A 14,447-nucleotide genomic window follows, 5' to 3' on the forward strand; every position below is an offset into this window, starting at 1 on the left:
CTTTGCCCGGAGCTTAAGTAACCTAGAAGTAACGCGTCAACACCCCGGTTCCGAGCGACGCCGAACCGAAACTTTCGGATACACTCCCGATCGTGTCAGCGAAGAGGCGGGTCACGATCGCACTGATCGCGGAAGAGGCGGGGGTCTCCATCCCCACGGTCTCGAAGGTCATCAACGGGCGCCCGGAAGTAGCCCCTGCCACCCGCCACAAGGTGGAGCGGCTGCTCCAGGAGCGCGGCTACCAGCGCCGCGTCAGCCAGGACGACACCCCGGCCGGGCTGATCGACCTGGTGTTCGCCGAGATCGAGTCGCCGTGGGCGATGGAGATCGTCCGGGGCGCGGAGAGCGCGGCCCGCGAGGCGGGGGCCAGCGTCGTCATCTCGGTCCTGCACACCCACGCCGGGCCCGGCCGCGACTGGCTCGAACGCCTGGCCGCCCGGCGCACCGACGGGGTGGTGATCGTCGCCTCCCGGCTGTCCACCGGCATCCAGGCGCAGCTCGGCGCCCGCGCGCTGCCGTTCGCGGTGGTGGACCCCGAGGGCGAGCCCGCGCCCGGCGTGATCTCGGTCGGCGCCACCAACTGGAACGGCGGCCTGGCCGCCACCCGCCACCTGCTGGAGCTGGGCCACCGCCGGATCGGCATGATCAGCGGCCCGGCCGACATGCTCTGCAGCCAGGCCCGCATCGACGGCTACCGGGCCGCGCTGGAGACCGCCGGCGTCCCGCTCGTGCCCGAGCTGGTCCGCCGGGGCACCTTCCTCGTCGACTCCGGCCACGACGAGGGTCACGCCCTGCTCGACCTGGCCGAGCCGCCGACGGCGATCTTCGCGGGCAGCGACCTGATGGCCTTCGGCGTCTTCGAGGCCGCCCGGCAGCGCGGGCTGCGGGTGCCGGAGGACCTCAGCGTGGTCGGCTTCGACGACCTGCCCCTCTCCAAGTCCGCCTGGCCGCCGCTGACCACCGTCCGCCAGCCGTTGCAGGAGATGGCCGCGCTGGCGACGCGTACGGTCCTGGCGATGGGGCGCGGCGAGGTCCCCGAGACCAAGCGCGTGGAGCTCGCCACCGAGCTCATCGTCCGCGAGAGCACCGCCCGCCACCCGTAGCAGCCGTACCGCCGGGCTGCTTTAGTGGGGTGTGCTGAATTCCGCTCGTTACCTGGCTTTGCTGGAGGAGGACCACCGGCGGCTGCGGGCCGCCGGGGCCGCCGATCTCGCCGCGCCCGTGCCGTCCTGTCCGGGATGGACGCTCGCCGACCTGGTCGGCCACGTGGGCGAGGTCTACCTGCACAAGGCGGAGACCATGCGCCTCGGCGCCTGGCCGGAGCCGTGGCCGCCGGAGCCCGACCCCGCGGGCCCGCTGCACCGCCTCGACCGGTCCTACGCGGAGCTGCGCGCCGAGTTCGCCGCCCGCGAGCCCGGCGAGGCCGCGCTCACCTGGTACGACCCGGACCAGACGGTCGGGTTCTGGATCCGCAGGATGGCGCTGGAGACCGTGGTGCACCGGATCGACGCCGAGCAGGCGGCCGGCACGCCCGTCACGCCGGTGCCCGACGACCTCGCCGCCGACGGCGTGGACGAGATCCTGACGGTGATGCTGGCCTACGAGACCACCACGAGCGCGGCCGAGTTCGGCGACGGGCTCGCCCAGGCCGACGGGCGGCCGGTCTCGATCGCGGCGGGGGAGGAGCGCTGGCTGGTGCGGGCCACGCCCGCCGGGGTGGAGGTCGCGCGGGGCGAGCGCGCGAGCGGGGCCGCGTCGGTCGCGGGAGCGCCGCAGGACGTCCTGCTCTGGCTGTGGGGACGGCAGGACGGGACGGGGCTGACCTTCGGCGGCGACGGCGCGCCGGTGGAGCGGCTGCGGTGGCTGCTCAAGGAGTCCACTCAGTGACAGGGGCGGCGAGGACCTCGCGGAGGCGGGCCGCGTAGGCGCGGGGGTGGCTGAGGTTGCCGTTGTGGCCGCCGGGGAAGACCGCGAGCGGCACGCCGGTGAGCTCGGCGAGCCGGTCGGCGCACCGGCGGTCGAAGACGGCGGCCGGGGTCCGCTCGCCGGCCGCCGGGAGCACCGGCACGCGGCAGGCGGCGGGGTCGCCGGGGCCGGGGTCGTCGATGACGGCCTGGAAGTCGTGCCGGATGAAGAAGTCGAAGGCGGCCTCGCGCTCGGCCGTCATGGGGAACGGGGTCAGGCCGGGCTCGGCGTCGCCGCCGGGCGTGATGCCGAGCACGCGGGTCACCTCCTTGAGCGCCGTGGGCAGGTCGGTGGCGAGGTAGAGGTCGCGGATCGCGGCCAGCTCGGCGCGGTGGTGGGCCCGCTCCGACTCGGGGAGCAGCCACGGGGAGACGGGCTCGTGCGCGATGAGCAGGCCGATCTGCTCGGGGTGGTCGGCGGCCAGGTGGAGCCCGATGGAGGCGCCGAGGCTCTGGCCGAGCATGACGACGGGCTCGTCCGTGAGGCAGGCGAGCAGGTGGTGGACGTCGTCGGCGTGCTCCCTGACGCTCACGGTCGTGTCCGGGATCGTGCTGCGGCCGAGGCCGCGGCGGTCGTAGGTGATCACGGTGCGGGAGTCGGCGAGGTGGCCGACGAGGTCGGCGGTGCGGTCGGCGTCGCCCTCTCCGCTCTGGGAGATCAGCAGGAGGGGGCCGGTGCCGCGCAGCTCGTAGTGGAGTGAGCCGCCGGGGATGGTGATGGTGGGCATGCCGACGACCCTAATCCATCAACCTTGATGTATCAAGTCTGATGGATTATTCAGCGGCGGAGGCCGGGGAGCAGGCGGTCGGCCAGCTTCTCCAGGGCCTCGACGACCTCGCGGACCTGCTCGCCGTCGTCCGTGCCCAGGGCGGCGGCGACGGCGTCGTCCACCGGGGTGTCGCGGACGCGGGTCACCCGGTCCGACGTCTCCGGGGCCTCACGGATGATCGTCCGGCGGCGGTCCCTGGGGTCGGTGTCGGCGAGGACCGCCCCCGCCGTACGCAGCCGCGCCACGGCCGCCGACACCGCGCTCTGCGGCAGGCCGGTGCGCGCCGCGATCTCCCCGACCGTGGTGCCGGGATGGCCGCGCAGATCGCTCACCACGATCAGCACCGTGCGCACGCTCGTCGAGTGCTCGCCGATGCCCTCGACCGGCATCGCCTCCTCGCCGATCTTCATCAGGGCGCGGCCCAGCAGGAACAACTCGACGCCATTCACGGTCAGCAACCTACCGGCAGGAAAGGGATAAGGTCGTGCGGCGTGACGACGGACCTGGAGGACCTGGCCGGCCGCCTGCGGGAGTTCGCCCGCGCCCGCGACTGGGAGCAGTTCCACACGCCGAAGAACCTGGCGATGGCGCTGGCCGGCGAGGTGGGGGAGCTGGTGGCGGAGTTCCAGTGGCTCACCGCCGCCGAGTCCGCGGACCCCGGCCCCGAGGCGCTGGCCCGCATGCGCACCGAGCTGGGGGACGTGACCCTCTACCTGGTGCGCCTCGCCGACGTGCTGGGCGTCGACCTGCTGGCGGCGGCCACGGACAAACTGGCCGACAACGAGCGCCGCTACGACGCCGACCGCTACCGGGGCTCGGCCCGCAAGGCCCCGCCGTAAGGGGCGCGCGCGATCTTCTCGTGGGTACGAACCCCCGCATAGGCTGTCGAACATGCGTTTCGGAGTGCTGGGGCCGCTGGCCGTGTGGACCGACGCCGGCGAGGCCGTGACGATCCCCGGCCTCAAGGTGCGGGCGCTGCTCGTGGACCTGCTCGTCCACGAGGGCCACCCGGTCTCGGTGGACCGGCTGGTCGACGACCTGTGGGGCGAGGAGCCGCCGGGCAACCCGGCCGCCGCGCTCCAGGTCCGGGTGTCGCAGCTGCGCAAGGCGCTGGAGGACGCCGAGGCGGGCGGCAAGAACCTGGTGGTCTCGCGCGCCCCCGGCTACCTGCTGCGGCCCGACGCCGGCGCGGTGGACGCCGGGCGGTTCACGGAGCTGCTGGCAAGGGCCGAGGCCGCGAGCAGCCCGCGGACCAGGGCCGGGCTGCTGGGGGAGGCGCTGGCGCTGTGGCGCGGCCCGGCGTACGCGGACTTCGCCGACGAGGAGTACACCCGCGCCGCGATCCTGCGCCTGGAGGAGCAGCGGCTGTCGGCGCTGGAGCAGCACGCCGAGGCCCGGCTGGAGCTGGGCGAGCACGCGCTGCTCGTGGGCGAGCTCGGTGACCTCGTGACCCGCCACCCGCTCAGGGAGCGGCTGCGGGCGGTGCACATGCGGGCGCTGTACCGGGCGGGCCGCCAGAGCGAGGCCCTCGCCGGCTACGCCGAGCTGCGCGAGCGGCTGGCCGACGAGCTCGGCCTCGATCCCGGGCCCGAGCTCGTGGCGCTGCACCAGGCGATACTCGGCCAGGACCCGGCGCTCAGCCTCCCGGCCGGGCGCCCGCTCACGAACCTGCCCGCCGCCGTCAGCAAGCTGATCGGCCGCGACGAGGCCCTGAGTGAGGTGTGCGGCCTGGTCGGGGAGGAGCGGCTGGTCACGCTCACCGGCAGCGGCGGGGTCGGCAAGACCCGGCTGGCGCTGGCCGCCGCCGACCGGCTCCTCGACGGCTTCGCCGACGGCGCCTGGCTGGTCGAGCTGGACCAGGCCGTACGGACCGGCCTCCACGACGCGGGCCGGGACGTCTTCGCCATGGGCGGGACGGCGGGGGACGCGCCCGCAACGGGCGCATCCCCGGCGGGCGGGGCGGCATCGGGCGCATCCCCGGTGGGCGGGACGGCGGGGCCGCGGACGGTCGCCGAGGCCGTCATGGCCGCGCTGGACATCCGCGAGTACGCCGACTCCGCCGACGTGGCCGGGCAGCTCGCCGAGGCGCTGCGGCACCGCCACGCCCTGCTCGTCCTCGACAACTGCGAGCACGTCGTGGCGGAGGTCGCCGAGCTGACCGAGCTGCTCCTGCGCTCCTGCCCCGACCTGCGGGTGCTGGCCACCAGCAGGGAGCCCCTGTCCGTGGCCGGCGAGGTGCTGTGGAGCGTCCCCCCGCTGGAGCTGCCCGCCGGCACGGACCTCGCCGTGATGGCCCGCTCGGACGCGGTCCGGCTGTTCGTGACCCGCGCCGCCGCCTCCGCGCGCGGCTTCGCCCTGGACGCGGGCAACGCCCAGGCGGTCGCGCAGCTCTGCCGCCGCCTCGACGGCATCCCGCTGGCGCTGGAGCTGGCCGCGACCCGGGTGCGCGCGCTCGGCGTGCACGGGGTGGCCTCCCGGCTGGACGACCGGTTCCGGCTGCTCGCCGCCGGGTCGCGCGGCGCGCCGGCCCGCCAGCAGACGCTGACCGCGGTCATCGACTGGAGCTGGGACCTGCTCTCCGAGGAGGAGCGGCGGGTCCTGCGCCGCCTGGCGGTGCACGCCGAGGGCTGCACGCTGGAGGCCGCCGAGGCCGTGTCCACCGAGGCTGGGTCCGCCGACGGCGATCCGGCGCTGGACGTGCTCGACCTGCTGCCCCGGCTGGTGGACCGCTCGCTCGTGGTCGTCGCCGGCTCCCCGGCCGGGGTGCGCTACCGGCTGCTGGAGTCGGTGGCGGCGTACTGCCTGGCCAGGCTGGGGGAGGCGGGCGAGCTCGACGCGGTCCGCCGCGCCCACCTGCGCCACTACCTGGCGCTCGCCGAGGAGTGCGAACCGGGTCTGTACGGCCACGAGCAGCGCGACCGCCTGCTGCGCCTCGACGCCGAGGCCGCCAACCTGCGCGCCGCCCTCGACACCGCCGTCGGCACCGGCGACGCCGCGAGCGCGGCGCGGCTGGTGAACGCCCTGGCCTGGTACTGGTTCCTGCGCGGCCGGCTGGCCGAGGGCCGGCGCTCGCTGGCCGCCGCCCTGTCGGTGCCCGGCCCGGACTCCCCGGAACGGGCGCGGGTGGCCGCCTGGCACGCCGGGTTCGCCATGATGCTGGGCGAGCAGGTCGACTGGCGGCCGGTGCTCGCCGCCGTCGCCGATCCCGGGCAGCGGGCGAGGGCCGAGCTGTTCGTCGGCATGCACGTCAGGGACATGCCGACCGGCCAGGAGCTCAACGAGCGGGCGCTGGCCGCCTTCCGCGCCGTCGGCGACCGGTGGGGCGAGGCGGCGGCCCTCGCCTGCCAGGCCAGGGACGCCTTCACCCGGCGCGACCACGAGGCGCTCGACCGCTGCGCCGGCGAGAGCGTACGGATCTTCACCGCGCTGGGCGACCGCTGGGGCCTGCTGCGGGCCACGGAGTGGCTGGCCTCGGCCGCCGAGATGAGCCGCGACACCGAGCGCGCGAACCGGCTCTTCGGCGAGGGCCTGCGGATGGCCGAGGACCTCGGCCTGTGGCCGGAGGTCGCCACCCACACCGCCTGGCTCGGCTGGGTCGCCCTGGAGAGCGGCGCGTACGAGCGCGCCATCGAGCTGTGCGAGCGCGCCAGGAAGATGGCCGCCGACCAGGGCTACCGGGAGGGCGAGAGCATGGGCGAGATGGGCGTCGCCTTCGCCGCCCGCCGCGCCGGCCGGCTCGACCTGGCCGAGCGGCACCTGCTCCGGCTCCTGGAGGGCGTGCCGCGCGATCCCGACGTCGAGCCCGCCGTGCACGTGGCGGACGTGCTGACCGAGCTGGGCCACGTACGCGAGGCGCGCGGCGACCAGGCCGCCGCCCTGGCCCTGCAGGAGGAGGCCATCGTCGCGGCCCGCAGGATCGGCGACCCGCGGACGCTGACGTGGGCCGTGGTCGGCGCGGCCTCCGCTTCCGGGGCGAGCACGCGGGCCGCGCGGCTGCTGGGGCTGGCCGCGGCCAACAGGGAGCGGCTCGACCTGCCCGCAGGTCCTGCGGAGCAGGAGGAGTTCGACCGCATCGCGGCACGGGTGCGCGACGGCATCGGCGCGCAGGCGTACGCGGAGGCGTACGCCGAGGGCGCGGCCCGCAAGCTCGACGAGGTCCAGGACCTGCTCTGACGCTCACCCCCGCGGGGCGCGCTCGACGTGCTCGGCGAGCCGGTCGAAGAACTCGACCCAGCCCTCCTTCGCCTGCTCGGCGTGCTCGGGGTCGGTGTTGACGCCGTACTGGTGGAAGCGCATCTCGGTGCGGTCGCCGGTCGCGGCGAGGTCCACGGTCACCACCGACGCCGGGCCGTCTCCGGGGGCGTCGGGGTCGCCGGTCGTGAACACCAGCCGGCCGGGCGCGCGCACCTCGCGGTAGCGGCCGTCCAGCGTCACCTCGAACCCCTCCTCGCCGACCAGCGTGGCCCGCCAGACCCCGCCGGGCACGGCGTCCAGGGTGATCCGGCCGAGCGGCGTGGCCATCCCGCGCGGCCCGAACCACCGCGAGAAGCGCTCCGGGTCGGTCCAGGCGGCCCAGACGCGGTGGCGCGGGGCGGCGAAGCGGCGGGTGATGGTGTATTCGGCGGTCTGCGGCATCGGGTCCTCCTGGGGCGGGTTCGCGAGTTTCTGGGTGGAACACCTTCACGGTCGCGCGCCGCCCTTACGAACGCCTTCCTGTGCCCTTAAGACCCGTTGTGGCACCCTTGGGGCATGCGCATCCTTCGCGCCGCGCAGGTGCTCACCGGCCGCCCCGGCGAGGTGATCCCGAACGGCGAGGTGGCCGTGGACGGCGCCGTGATCGCCTTCGCGGGGCCGCGCGGCGGCGCCGGCGAGCCGGGCGACGCCGACGAGGTCGTCGACCTGCCCGGCTGCACCCTGCTGCCGGGGCTCATCGACGCGCACGTGCACCTGGGCTTCGACGACAAGGTCGACCCGGTGACCGGGCAGAGCCCCGAGAGCGACCGCCACCTGCTGCTGCGCATGGCCGAGAACGCCCGCAAGCTCGTCTCCGCCGGCGTCACCACCGCCCGCGACCTCGGCGCGCGCGGCTTCCTCGACCTGGCGCTGCGCGACGCGATCGAGGAGGGGCTGGCCGTCGGCCCCCACCTGATCGCCGCGACCCGGCCCATCACGCCCACCGGCGGCCACTGCTGGTACATGGGCGGCGAGGCCGACGACCTGCCCGCCATCCGCCGCGTGGCCAGGGAGAACCTGCGGGCCGGCGCCGACTGCCTCAAGATCATGGCCTCCGGCGGCCAGATGACGCCGAGCGCGGCGCCGAGCTGGGTCCAGCAGTACTCCACGGAGGAGATCCGCGCCGTCGTGGAGGAGGCCGGCGCCCGCGGCAAGGGCGTGGCCGCGCACGCGCACGCGCACGCGGCCATCCGCAGCGCGGTCGAGGCCGGGGTGGCCACGATCGAGCACTGCTCGTTCTTCACGCCCTCCGGCCACCGCTACGACCCGGAGCTGGCCGACCTGGTCGCGGAGAGCGGCACGTACGTGTGCCCCACCCTGCACGGCGTCTACTGGCGGCTGCGCGACACGCTCGGCCCCGAGATGCTCGACGACTGGCTGCACGGGATCGTCGCCATGCGGGACGCCGGGGTGCGCCTCATCGCCGGCACCGACTCCGGCTTCGCCGCCGCGGGCGTCGGCAACCGCACCGACGGCTACGTGGCGGGGCTGGAGGTGTTCGCGGGGGCCGGCTTCGGCAACGCCGAGGTGATCGAGCTGGCCACGGCGCGGGCCGCCGACGCCTGCGGGGTCGGCGCGGTGACCGGGACCGTCGAGACCGGCAAGCGGGCCGACCTGATCGCGGTGCGCGGCGACCCGCTCCGCCGCATCTCCGACCTGCGTGAGCTCGTGCTCGTCCTGGTGGGCGGGCGGGCCGTCACGCAGACCGGCGTGGACACGGTCACCTCCTCTCTCTGAGACCGTTGAAGGAGTTCGCATGCTGCCCTGGTCCGCCGAGCTGGCCGGCCGTCTCGACCACCGCGTGATCGACAGCACCCTGCTGCGCGGCAACCCGCTGGGCGACCCGCACGAGCGGCCGCTGCTGGTGTACGTGCCGCCGGGCTACGACGACGAGCCCGAGCGCCGCTACCCCTCCCTGTACGTGCTGCTCGGCTACACCGGCCACGTCGCCATGTGGCTCAACAGGGCGCCGTTCCGCCGGCCGTTCCCCGAGCTGGCCGACGCCATGTTCGCCGCGGGGGAGGCGCCGCCCGCGATCGTCGTGTACGTCGACGCCTGGACCGCGCTCGGCGGCAGCCAGTACCTCGACTCGCCGGCCACCGGCCGCTACCACTCGTACCTGTGCGAGGAGGTCGTCCCCTGGGTGGACGCCCACTACCGCACCCTCCCCGGCCGCGACCACCGGGCGGTCACCGGCAAGTCCAGCGGCGGCTACGGCGCCATGGTGACCGCCATGCTCGCCCCGCACGTCTTCGGCGCCCTCGCCACCCACGCCGGGGACGCGCTGTTCGAGGTCAGCATGCGGCACGCGTTCCCGGGGCTGGCGCGGCGGCTGCGCGACATGTACGGCGGCTCCTACGACGCCTTCCTCGCCGACTTCCGCTCCCGGCTGGCCGGGACGCGGGAGGGCGATCTGGAGCTGCTGGAGATGTACGCCTACGCGGCGGCGTACTCGGCCGACGAGGACGGCACGGTGCGGATGCCGTTCGACGACACCGGGGCGCCGGTGCCGGAGGTGTGGCGGCGCTGGCTGGCGCACGACCCGGTGGTCATGGCGGGCGAGCCCCGCTACGCCGAGGCGCTGCGCTCGATGCGGGGCATCTGGGTGGACGCCGGGCACCGGGACGAGTACTTCCTGGACTTCGCCGCGGTCGCGTTCCGCCGCGCGGTGGCGGCGGCGGGCGTGCCGGACGAGCGGGTCCACTTCGAGCTGTTCGACGCGGGGCACGGCGGCATCGAGTACCGCTACCCGCTCGCCCTCGCCTGGCTCGCGCGGCGGCTGTCGGAGCGGAACGGCTAGGCTGCCCGCGTGGACAAAGCGGAATTGAAGGACCAGGTACGCGAACTTCGTGCGCAGGGCCGTTCTCCCAAGGAGATCGCCCGCGCGCTCAAGGTGCCGCCGTCCGTCGTGGCGCCGCTGGTGAGGGAGATCGCCACAGAGCTCGCCACGGGGACCACCACTGGTGGCGACACCCCCGACGTGGTCGGATGCTGGATCAACGTCGGCTGGAGCGCCGGCCTCGGCATCGACCCCGCGCTCGGCTGGAGCGACGAGGCGCCGGAGTCCGGCGCCGACGGCATGGTGTGCGTGCTCGTCGCCCGCCGCCACTCCTGGGACCGCATGGAGGTCTCCGGCTACCTCGCCGACGTGTTCTGCCTCGGCGTGCGCAACGCCATCGGCCCGCAGATCATGGACGACCGGGAGCTGGCGCGCTTCCGCGAGTACTTCTTCGGCGAGTACGCGGGCTGGCAGGAGGCGCCGTACGAGCTGGCCAGGCACCTGGTGCTGGGCTCGGTCGACTACGCCCGCACCCTCGGGTTCGAGCCGCACGAGGACTTCGGGCCGGTCGCCGACGCGCTCGGCAAGTGGGAGGGCGGCTCGGCGATCACGTTCGGCCGCGACGGCAAGCCGTTCTACCTGGAGCAGCCGGGCGACGACGCGAACAAGGTGCTGCGGACGCTGCGGCGCACCCTCTCCGACGACGACTTCGACTACGTCACCGGAGGCCGGTGACCTCGGCGCGTCACCGGAGGCCGGTGACCCGCAGCGTGACGTTGAGCCGACCGGCGGCGAGACCGGTGGCCGGATCGCCGGTGCCGGGCAGGACCTTCAGCACGCCGTGGTAGGCGAGCCGCGACGGCCCCCCGAACACGAACAGGTCACCCGAGGCCAGCTCCACGTCCGTGTACGGCCTGCCGCGCGTCTCGGTGTTGCCGAACCTGAACCGGCAAGTGTCGCCGATGCTCAACGAGACCACCGGGGCGGGCGACCTCTCGTCCTTGTCCTGGTGCATGCCCATCCGGGCGTCGGCGTCGTAGAAGTTGACCAGGGCCGTGTCGGGGGCGTAGTCGTCGGCCGGGCGGCCGTACGCCTCGGCCACCGCACGGCGGCCCAGGTCGGCGAGCCAGCCGGGGAAGTCGGCGACCTTGCGGCCGTTGACGTCGTGGGCCAGGCGCGTGTAGCGGTAGGGCTGCCAGTGCCAGCCCACGCACACCGTCTGGACCGACATCACGCCGCCCCCGGGCAGCCGGGTGTGCCGCATCGGCACCGGCCCCGTGGCCCACGCGCGGCAGGCGCGGACGAGGTGGCGCTGCTCGTCCATCGACAACCAGCCAGGAACGTGGACCGCGCCCGGCGCGATCTCCCTCATCGGCAGCGGGATCATCGTCACCCAGCCTACGACGCGGTTGTGAGGGCGGGAGCGGCCGACGTACGCTCGCCGCAGCTCGAACCCGAGGAGTGTGAAGCATGGCCGAGTCCCGTGAGCACGTCTTCGCCGGCGTGCACGGCGCCCGCACCGTCCGCGAATGGCCGCACGACGACCCCCGCTACGTCGTCCTGCTGATCCACGGGTACGGCGAGCACACAGGCCGCTACGAGCACGTCGCCGACCGGCTGGTCCGCCACGGCGCCGCCGTCTACGGCGTCGACCACGCCGGGCACGGCAGGTCGGAGGGCGAGCGGGTGCTCATCGAGGACTTCGAGGACGTCGTCGCCGACGTCCACACCGTCGAGGAGCAGGTGCGGGCCGCGCACCCCGGCGTCCCCGTCGTGGCGATCGGCCACTCGATGGGCGGCATGATCGCCGCCCGGTACGCCCAGCTCCACGGCGCGGGGCTGGCCGCGCTCGTCCTGTCCGGGCCGGTGATCGGTGAGTGGGAGGCGGTGCCGGCGCTGCTCGCCCTCGACGAGCTGCCCGACCTCCCCATCGACCCGGCCACGCTCTCCCGCGACCCGGCCGTGGGCGCCGCGTACGCGGCCGACCCGCTGGTCTGGCACGGGCCGTTCAAGCGGGCCACGCTGGAGGCGTTCGCCGCCACGCTGGCCGCGATCGGCAAGGGCGGCACGTTCGGCGACCTGCCCACGCTGTGGGTGCACGGCGAGGACGACCAGCTCGTGCCGCTCGGGCCGAGCCGGGCGGGCATCGAGGCCGTACGCGGCACGGACCTCACCGAACGCGTCTACCCGGGCGCGCGGCACGAGGTCTTCAACGAGACCAACCAGGACGAGGTGCTGGACGACGTCATCGCCTTCCTCGACCGCGCCCTGTCCGCGCGAGAGTGATGTCCTACCTCACGGGCTCGTAGTGCATCGCCGTGACGCCGCACCCGAACGGCTGAGCCGAGACCCGGCTCAGCTTCCGGCGGCCGGGGAAGACCGGCATCCCGCCGCCGATCGCCGTCGGGTTGACGAACAGGTGGTACTCGTCGATGAGATCGGCTTCGGCCAGGCTCGCGACCAGCGTCCCGCCGCCGTACACGATGAGGTCCCCGCCCGGCCTCGCCTTCAGCCCGTTGACCGTCTCGGCCAGCTCGCCGCCGGCGATGGTCGCGTTCTCCCACGGCGACTCGGTGAGCGTGCGGGAGATCACGATCTTGGGGGTGCGGTTCATCCAGTCGATCGACTCCTTGTCCTCGCCGGGCGGCCCGGCGGCCCACGCCGGGATGAACCCCTCGGCGAGCCTGCGGCCGAGGATGATGGTGTCGACGTTCGCGGTGAGCGCGTTGATGTGCTCGCCGACGTCGTCGGTCCAGGGGAAGGTCAGCCAGTCCATCTCGCCGTTCGGACCGGCCATGTAGCCGTCGGCGCTGACCTGGACCTGGAGCAGCAGTTTGCGCATGGGGACGAGTTTCCCTTCGAAGCCGTCGTCAATGGACACCACCCTGCCGGACCGACCTTACGATCCCCTTCCGATCACCTTCAGACGCCGCCTGCACAGGGGCCGTTCTGCGGCTGCGGAGGCAAGGCGACACCCATCGCGTGAAGCCAGGCTCTGCGCCGCCAGCCTCGCGACGTCCGCCTCACGACGCCAGACTCTTGAAAGTCGGCCTCGCGACGTTCGCCGTGTGACGGCAGGCTCTGCGACGCCAGCCTCGCGACGTGGGCCTTGTGGCGTCGGCCTGGAGTCATCAGCGGACGCGCAGCCAGACGTACCCCTTGCCGTGGTCGCGGGTCAGCTCGACCTTCCAGCAGCCGCGCTCGGGAAAGACGAAGCCCGTGCCCCACTCCTGCCCGGGACGCCGCCAGTTCGACCCGCCGTGCTCCTCGGGGCCCCAGGCGAGCCGGGCGCGCGTGCCGTCCGGAAGCGTCGCCTCGACCTTGCGCAGCGGGCCCTCCCCGGTCATCCGCCATACGATCTTGACCTCCGCGCCGCGCCGCACCGGCACCTCCCCGAACAGCAGCCCCCACAGTTCCACCCCCTCGCCCGTGCCCCGCACCTCGGGAAAGCCATCCCCTCGCGACACCGCCGTCCCGCGACACCCGGCCCCGTCAATGGTCACCACCGGAACGGGGCTCACGGTCCCGGTGGCATCGGCCGCGCCGGGCGTACCCTCAGCGCCCGGCTGGGTGCGACCGGTCTGCGGCGTATCACCGGTCTGCGGCGTATCACCGGTCTGCGGCGTGCCCGTCCCCGAAGTCGCCGTCCCCGGCGTGCCCGCCGTCCCGGGTGCCCTACCACCACCGGCGCCACAACCAACCGCCACCGCAAGCACCGCCACGAGCGGCACCACCATCCACCTCATCGATCATCCTCCTCGCCCCCCTTACACCGCCCGGCGGCGAAAGGTTCCGAGATCCACACCGATGACTTCCTGCCGCCCCTCCGGTCAGCACATCCGAGGAGGCGATCCATGAACGGTGAACGAGAACGGGTCCTGACAGCGGGCGTGGCCCTGCTGGAACGGGCGATCGACTACACGCTCGGCAGTCTGCGCATCGTGACCCCGCCCATGCTCTGCCGCGCGACCCCCTGCGCCGGCTGGAGCATGGAACGGCTGCTTGCCCACGTCACCGACTCCCTCCGCGCCCTGAACGAGGCCGCCACCGGCACCGTCACCCTCGGCACGAAGGCGCTCGACCACCTGCGCACCGCCCGGCGGCTCAACCGCCACGACAACCCGGCCCTCCTCGTACGGGACGACGCCACCGAACTCCTCGGCACCTGGGCGGCCACGCTCACCGGCGAGTTGGTCTCGATCGGTGACCGCCACCTGACCAGCCCCATGGTGGCCGCCGTGGGCGCGATCGAGATCGCCGTACACGGCTGGGACATCGCCACCGCGTGCGGCGAGCCCCGCCCCATCCCGACCCTGCTGGCGGACGAGCTGCTGGACCTGGCCCACCTGTTCGTGACGCCCGCCGACCGGCCGCACCGGTTCGCCGCGCCGCGCCCCGTCCCCCTGGACGCCCCCGCCGACGACCGCCTCCTGGCCTACCTGGGACGGGACCCGGCCGCCGCCGGCCGGCGGCCCTACCCGAACGGCCACTCCACCTGACCCGGTCCCGCGCGCCGCGCGCCGACACCGTACGATCGCCCTGTACGACATCCCGCGAAACCGGCACCTGACCGGGCAATCGGATGAGAAGATCGTAACTGGGCACACCCATCGTTCGGGGCCGAAACACGTCCGGCCGATCCGGCGGCGGCGGGGGGCACGCAGCGCCGGATCCAGGCCGACCAACGTGGTGGGGGCGGGC

Annotated in this window: 15 protein-coding genes; 9 read left to right on the top strand and 6 right to left on the bottom strand. The window is 74.3% G+C overall.

The genetic code is table 11. The features are described from left to right. Positions 1–92 precede the first annotated feature (92 nt). Both ACBR40_RS22160 and ACBR40_RS22165 read left to right on the top strand, forming a co-directional pair. Positions 93–1,103 carry a LacI family DNA-binding transcriptional regulator gene (locus ACBR40_RS22160; protein ID WP_344209692.1) on the top strand — a complete coding sequence of 337 codons (1,011 nt, stop codon included), beginning with the start codon at positions 93–95 and terminating at the stop codon, positions 1,101–1,103. Between the two features lie 31 nt (positions 1,104–1,134). Next, the gene (locus ACBR40_RS22165) at positions 1,135–1,887 is read left to right on the top strand and encodes a maleylpyruvate isomerase N-terminal domain-containing protein (RefSeq protein WP_344209690.1); all 753 of its coding nucleotides are present in this window, start codon (positions 1,135–1,137) and stop codon (positions 1,885–1,887) included. Here ACBR40_RS22165 and ACBR40_RS22170 read toward each other — a convergent pair. Both ACBR40_RS22170 and ACBR40_RS22175 read right to left on the bottom strand, forming a co-directional pair. Next, the gene (locus tag ACBR40_RS22170; RefSeq protein ID WP_371249973.1) at positions 1,868–2,692 is read right to left on the bottom strand and encodes an alpha/beta fold hydrolase; all 825 of its coding nucleotides are present in this window, start codon (positions 2,690–2,692) and stop codon (positions 1,868–1,870) included. The genes ACBR40_RS22165 and ACBR40_RS22170 overlap by 20 nt on opposite strands. Positions 2,693–2,742: 50 nt before the next feature. Then, complete coding sequence (locus ACBR40_RS22175) at positions 2,743–3,183, bottom strand: MarR family winged helix-turn-helix transcriptional regulator (protein ID WP_371249974.1); 441 nt, start codon at positions 3,181–3,183, stop codon at positions 2,743–2,745. A 42-nt stretch (positions 3,184–3,225) separates the two neighbouring features. Here ACBR40_RS22175 and ACBR40_RS22180 point away from each other — a divergent pair, with 42 nt between their 5' ends. After that, the gene (locus tag ACBR40_RS22180) at positions 3,226–3,573 is read left to right on the top strand and encodes a nucleotide pyrophosphohydrolase (RefSeq protein ID WP_344209684.1); all 348 of its coding nucleotides are present in this window, start codon (positions 3,226–3,228) and stop codon (positions 3,571–3,573) included. A 52-nt stretch (positions 3,574–3,625) separates the two neighbouring features. Next, positions 3,626–6,907 (top strand): BTAD domain-containing putative transcriptional regulator, encoded by a 3,282-nt coding sequence (locus ACBR40_RS22185; RefSeq protein ID WP_371249975.1) that lies wholly within the window; start codon positions 3,626–3,628, stop codon positions 6,905–6,907. Positions 6,908–6,910: 3 nt separating this feature from the next. On the opposite strand, the gene ACBR40_RS22190 is transcribed toward ACBR40_RS22185, so the two are convergent. Then, positions 6,911–7,369 (bottom strand): SRPBCC domain-containing protein, encoded by a 459-nt coding sequence (locus ACBR40_RS22190; RefSeq protein ID WP_344209680.1) that lies wholly within the window; start codon positions 7,367–7,369, stop codon positions 6,911–6,913. A 114-nt stretch (positions 7,370–7,483) separates the two neighbouring features. Here ACBR40_RS22190 and ACBR40_RS22195 point away from each other — a divergent pair, with 114 nt between their 5' ends. Genes ACBR40_RS22195 through ACBR40_RS22205 form a run of 3 tightly spaced genes read left to right on the top strand, consistent with a single transcriptional unit; the run spans position 7,484 to position 10,481 of the window. Then, on the top strand, positions 7,484–8,704 hold the full coding sequence (locus ACBR40_RS22195; protein WP_371249976.1) for an amidohydrolase family protein: 1,221 nt from the start codon (positions 7,484–7,486) through the stop codon (positions 8,702–8,704). A gap of 19 nt (positions 8,705–8,723) precedes the next feature. After that, entirely contained in the window at positions 8,724–9,767 is a 1,044-nt protein-coding gene (locus ACBR40_RS22200) for an alpha/beta hydrolase-fold protein (RefSeq protein WP_344209675.1), read from the top strand. Between the two features lie 9 nt (positions 9,768–9,776). Beyond that, positions 9,777–10,481, top strand: a complete 705-nt coding sequence (locus ACBR40_RS22205) for a helix-turn-helix domain-containing protein (protein WP_344209672.1) — start codon at positions 9,777–9,779, stop codon at positions 10,479–10,481. Between the two features lie 10 nt (positions 10,482–10,491). Here the strand turns inward: ACBR40_RS22205 and ACBR40_RS22210 are convergent, their stop codons facing one another. Beyond that, positions 10,492–11,133 (bottom strand): alpha-ketoglutarate-dependent dioxygenase AlkB, encoded by a 642-nt coding sequence (locus ACBR40_RS22210; protein ID WP_344209670.1) that lies wholly within the window; start codon positions 11,131–11,133, stop codon positions 10,492–10,494. An 83-nt stretch (positions 11,134–11,216) separates the two neighbouring features. Between ACBR40_RS22210 and ACBR40_RS22215 the strand changes: the two genes are divergently transcribed. After that, positions 11,217–12,032, top strand: coding sequence for a lysophospholipase (locus tag ACBR40_RS22215; RefSeq protein ID WP_371249977.1), 816 nt, complete (start codon positions 11,217–11,219; stop codon positions 12,030–12,032). Between the two features lie 4 nt (positions 12,033–12,036). Here ACBR40_RS22215 and ACBR40_RS22220 read toward each other — a convergent pair whose 3' ends face one another. Together ACBR40_RS22220 and ACBR40_RS22225 are read right to left on the bottom strand one after the other, a co-directional pair. Further along, positions 12,037–12,588, bottom strand: a complete 552-nt coding sequence (locus ACBR40_RS22220; RefSeq protein WP_371249978.1) for a dihydrofolate reductase family protein — start codon at positions 12,586–12,588, stop codon at positions 12,037–12,039. 289 nt (positions 12,589–12,877) lie between these two features. Beyond that, the gene (locus ACBR40_RS22225; protein WP_371249979.1) at positions 12,878–13,213 is read right to left on the bottom strand and encodes a hypothetical protein; all 336 of its coding nucleotides are present in this window, start codon (positions 13,211–13,213) and stop codon (positions 12,878–12,880) included. 387 nt (positions 13,214–13,600) lie between these two features. On the opposite strand from ACBR40_RS22225, the gene ACBR40_RS22230 reads away from it, so the two are divergent. Then, entirely contained in the window at positions 13,601–14,245 is a 645-nt protein-coding gene (locus ACBR40_RS22230) for a TIGR03086 family metal-binding protein (protein ID WP_371249980.1), read from the top strand. Positions 14,246–14,447 lie beyond the last annotated feature (202 nt).

It is taken from the genome of Nonomuraea sp. AD125B (genome assembly GCF_041402765.1).
In the GTDB taxonomy this organism is placed as follows: Bacteria; Actinomycetota; Actinomycetes; order Streptosporangiales; family Streptosporangiaceae; genus Nonomuraea; species Nonomuraea bangladeshensis.

Excerpts from the sequence above, each read along its gene's own strand:
- ACBR40_RS22200 (WP_344209675.1), top strand. The coding sequence starts at position 8,724 with ATGCTGCCCTGGTCCGCCGAGCTGGCCGGCCGTCTCGACCACCGCGTG.
- ACBR40_RS22220 (WP_371249978.1), bottom strand. The coding sequence starts at position 12,588 with ATGCGCAAACTGCTGCTCCAGGTCCAGGTCAGCGCCGACGGCTACATG.
- ACBR40_RS22215 (WP_371249977.1), top strand. The coding sequence starts at position 11,217 with ATGGCCGAGTCCCGTGAGCACGTCTTCGCCGGCGTGCACGGCGCCCGC.
- ACBR40_RS22170 (WP_371249973.1), bottom strand. The coding sequence starts at position 2,692 with ATGCCCACCATCACCATCCCCGGCGGCTCACTCCACTACGAGCTGCGC.
- ACBR40_RS22195 (WP_371249976.1), top strand. The coding sequence starts at position 7,484 with ATGCGCATCCTTCGCGCCGCGCAGGTGCTCACCGGCCGCCCCGGCGAG.
- ACBR40_RS22210 (WP_344209670.1), bottom strand. The coding sequence starts at position 11,133 with ATGATCCCGCTGCCGATGAGGGAGATCGCGCCGGGCGCGGTCCACGTT.
- ACBR40_RS22185 (WP_371249975.1), top strand. The coding sequence starts at position 3,626 with ATGCGTTTCGGAGTGCTGGGGCCGCTGGCCGTGTGGACCGACGCCGGC.
- ACBR40_RS22230 (WP_371249980.1), top strand. The coding sequence starts at position 13,601 with ATGAACGGTGAACGAGAACGGGTCCTGACAGCGGGCGTGGCCCTGCTG.
- ACBR40_RS22190 (WP_344209680.1), bottom strand. The coding sequence starts at position 7,369 with ATGCCGCAGACCGCCGAATACACCATCACCCGCCGCTTCGCCGCCCCG.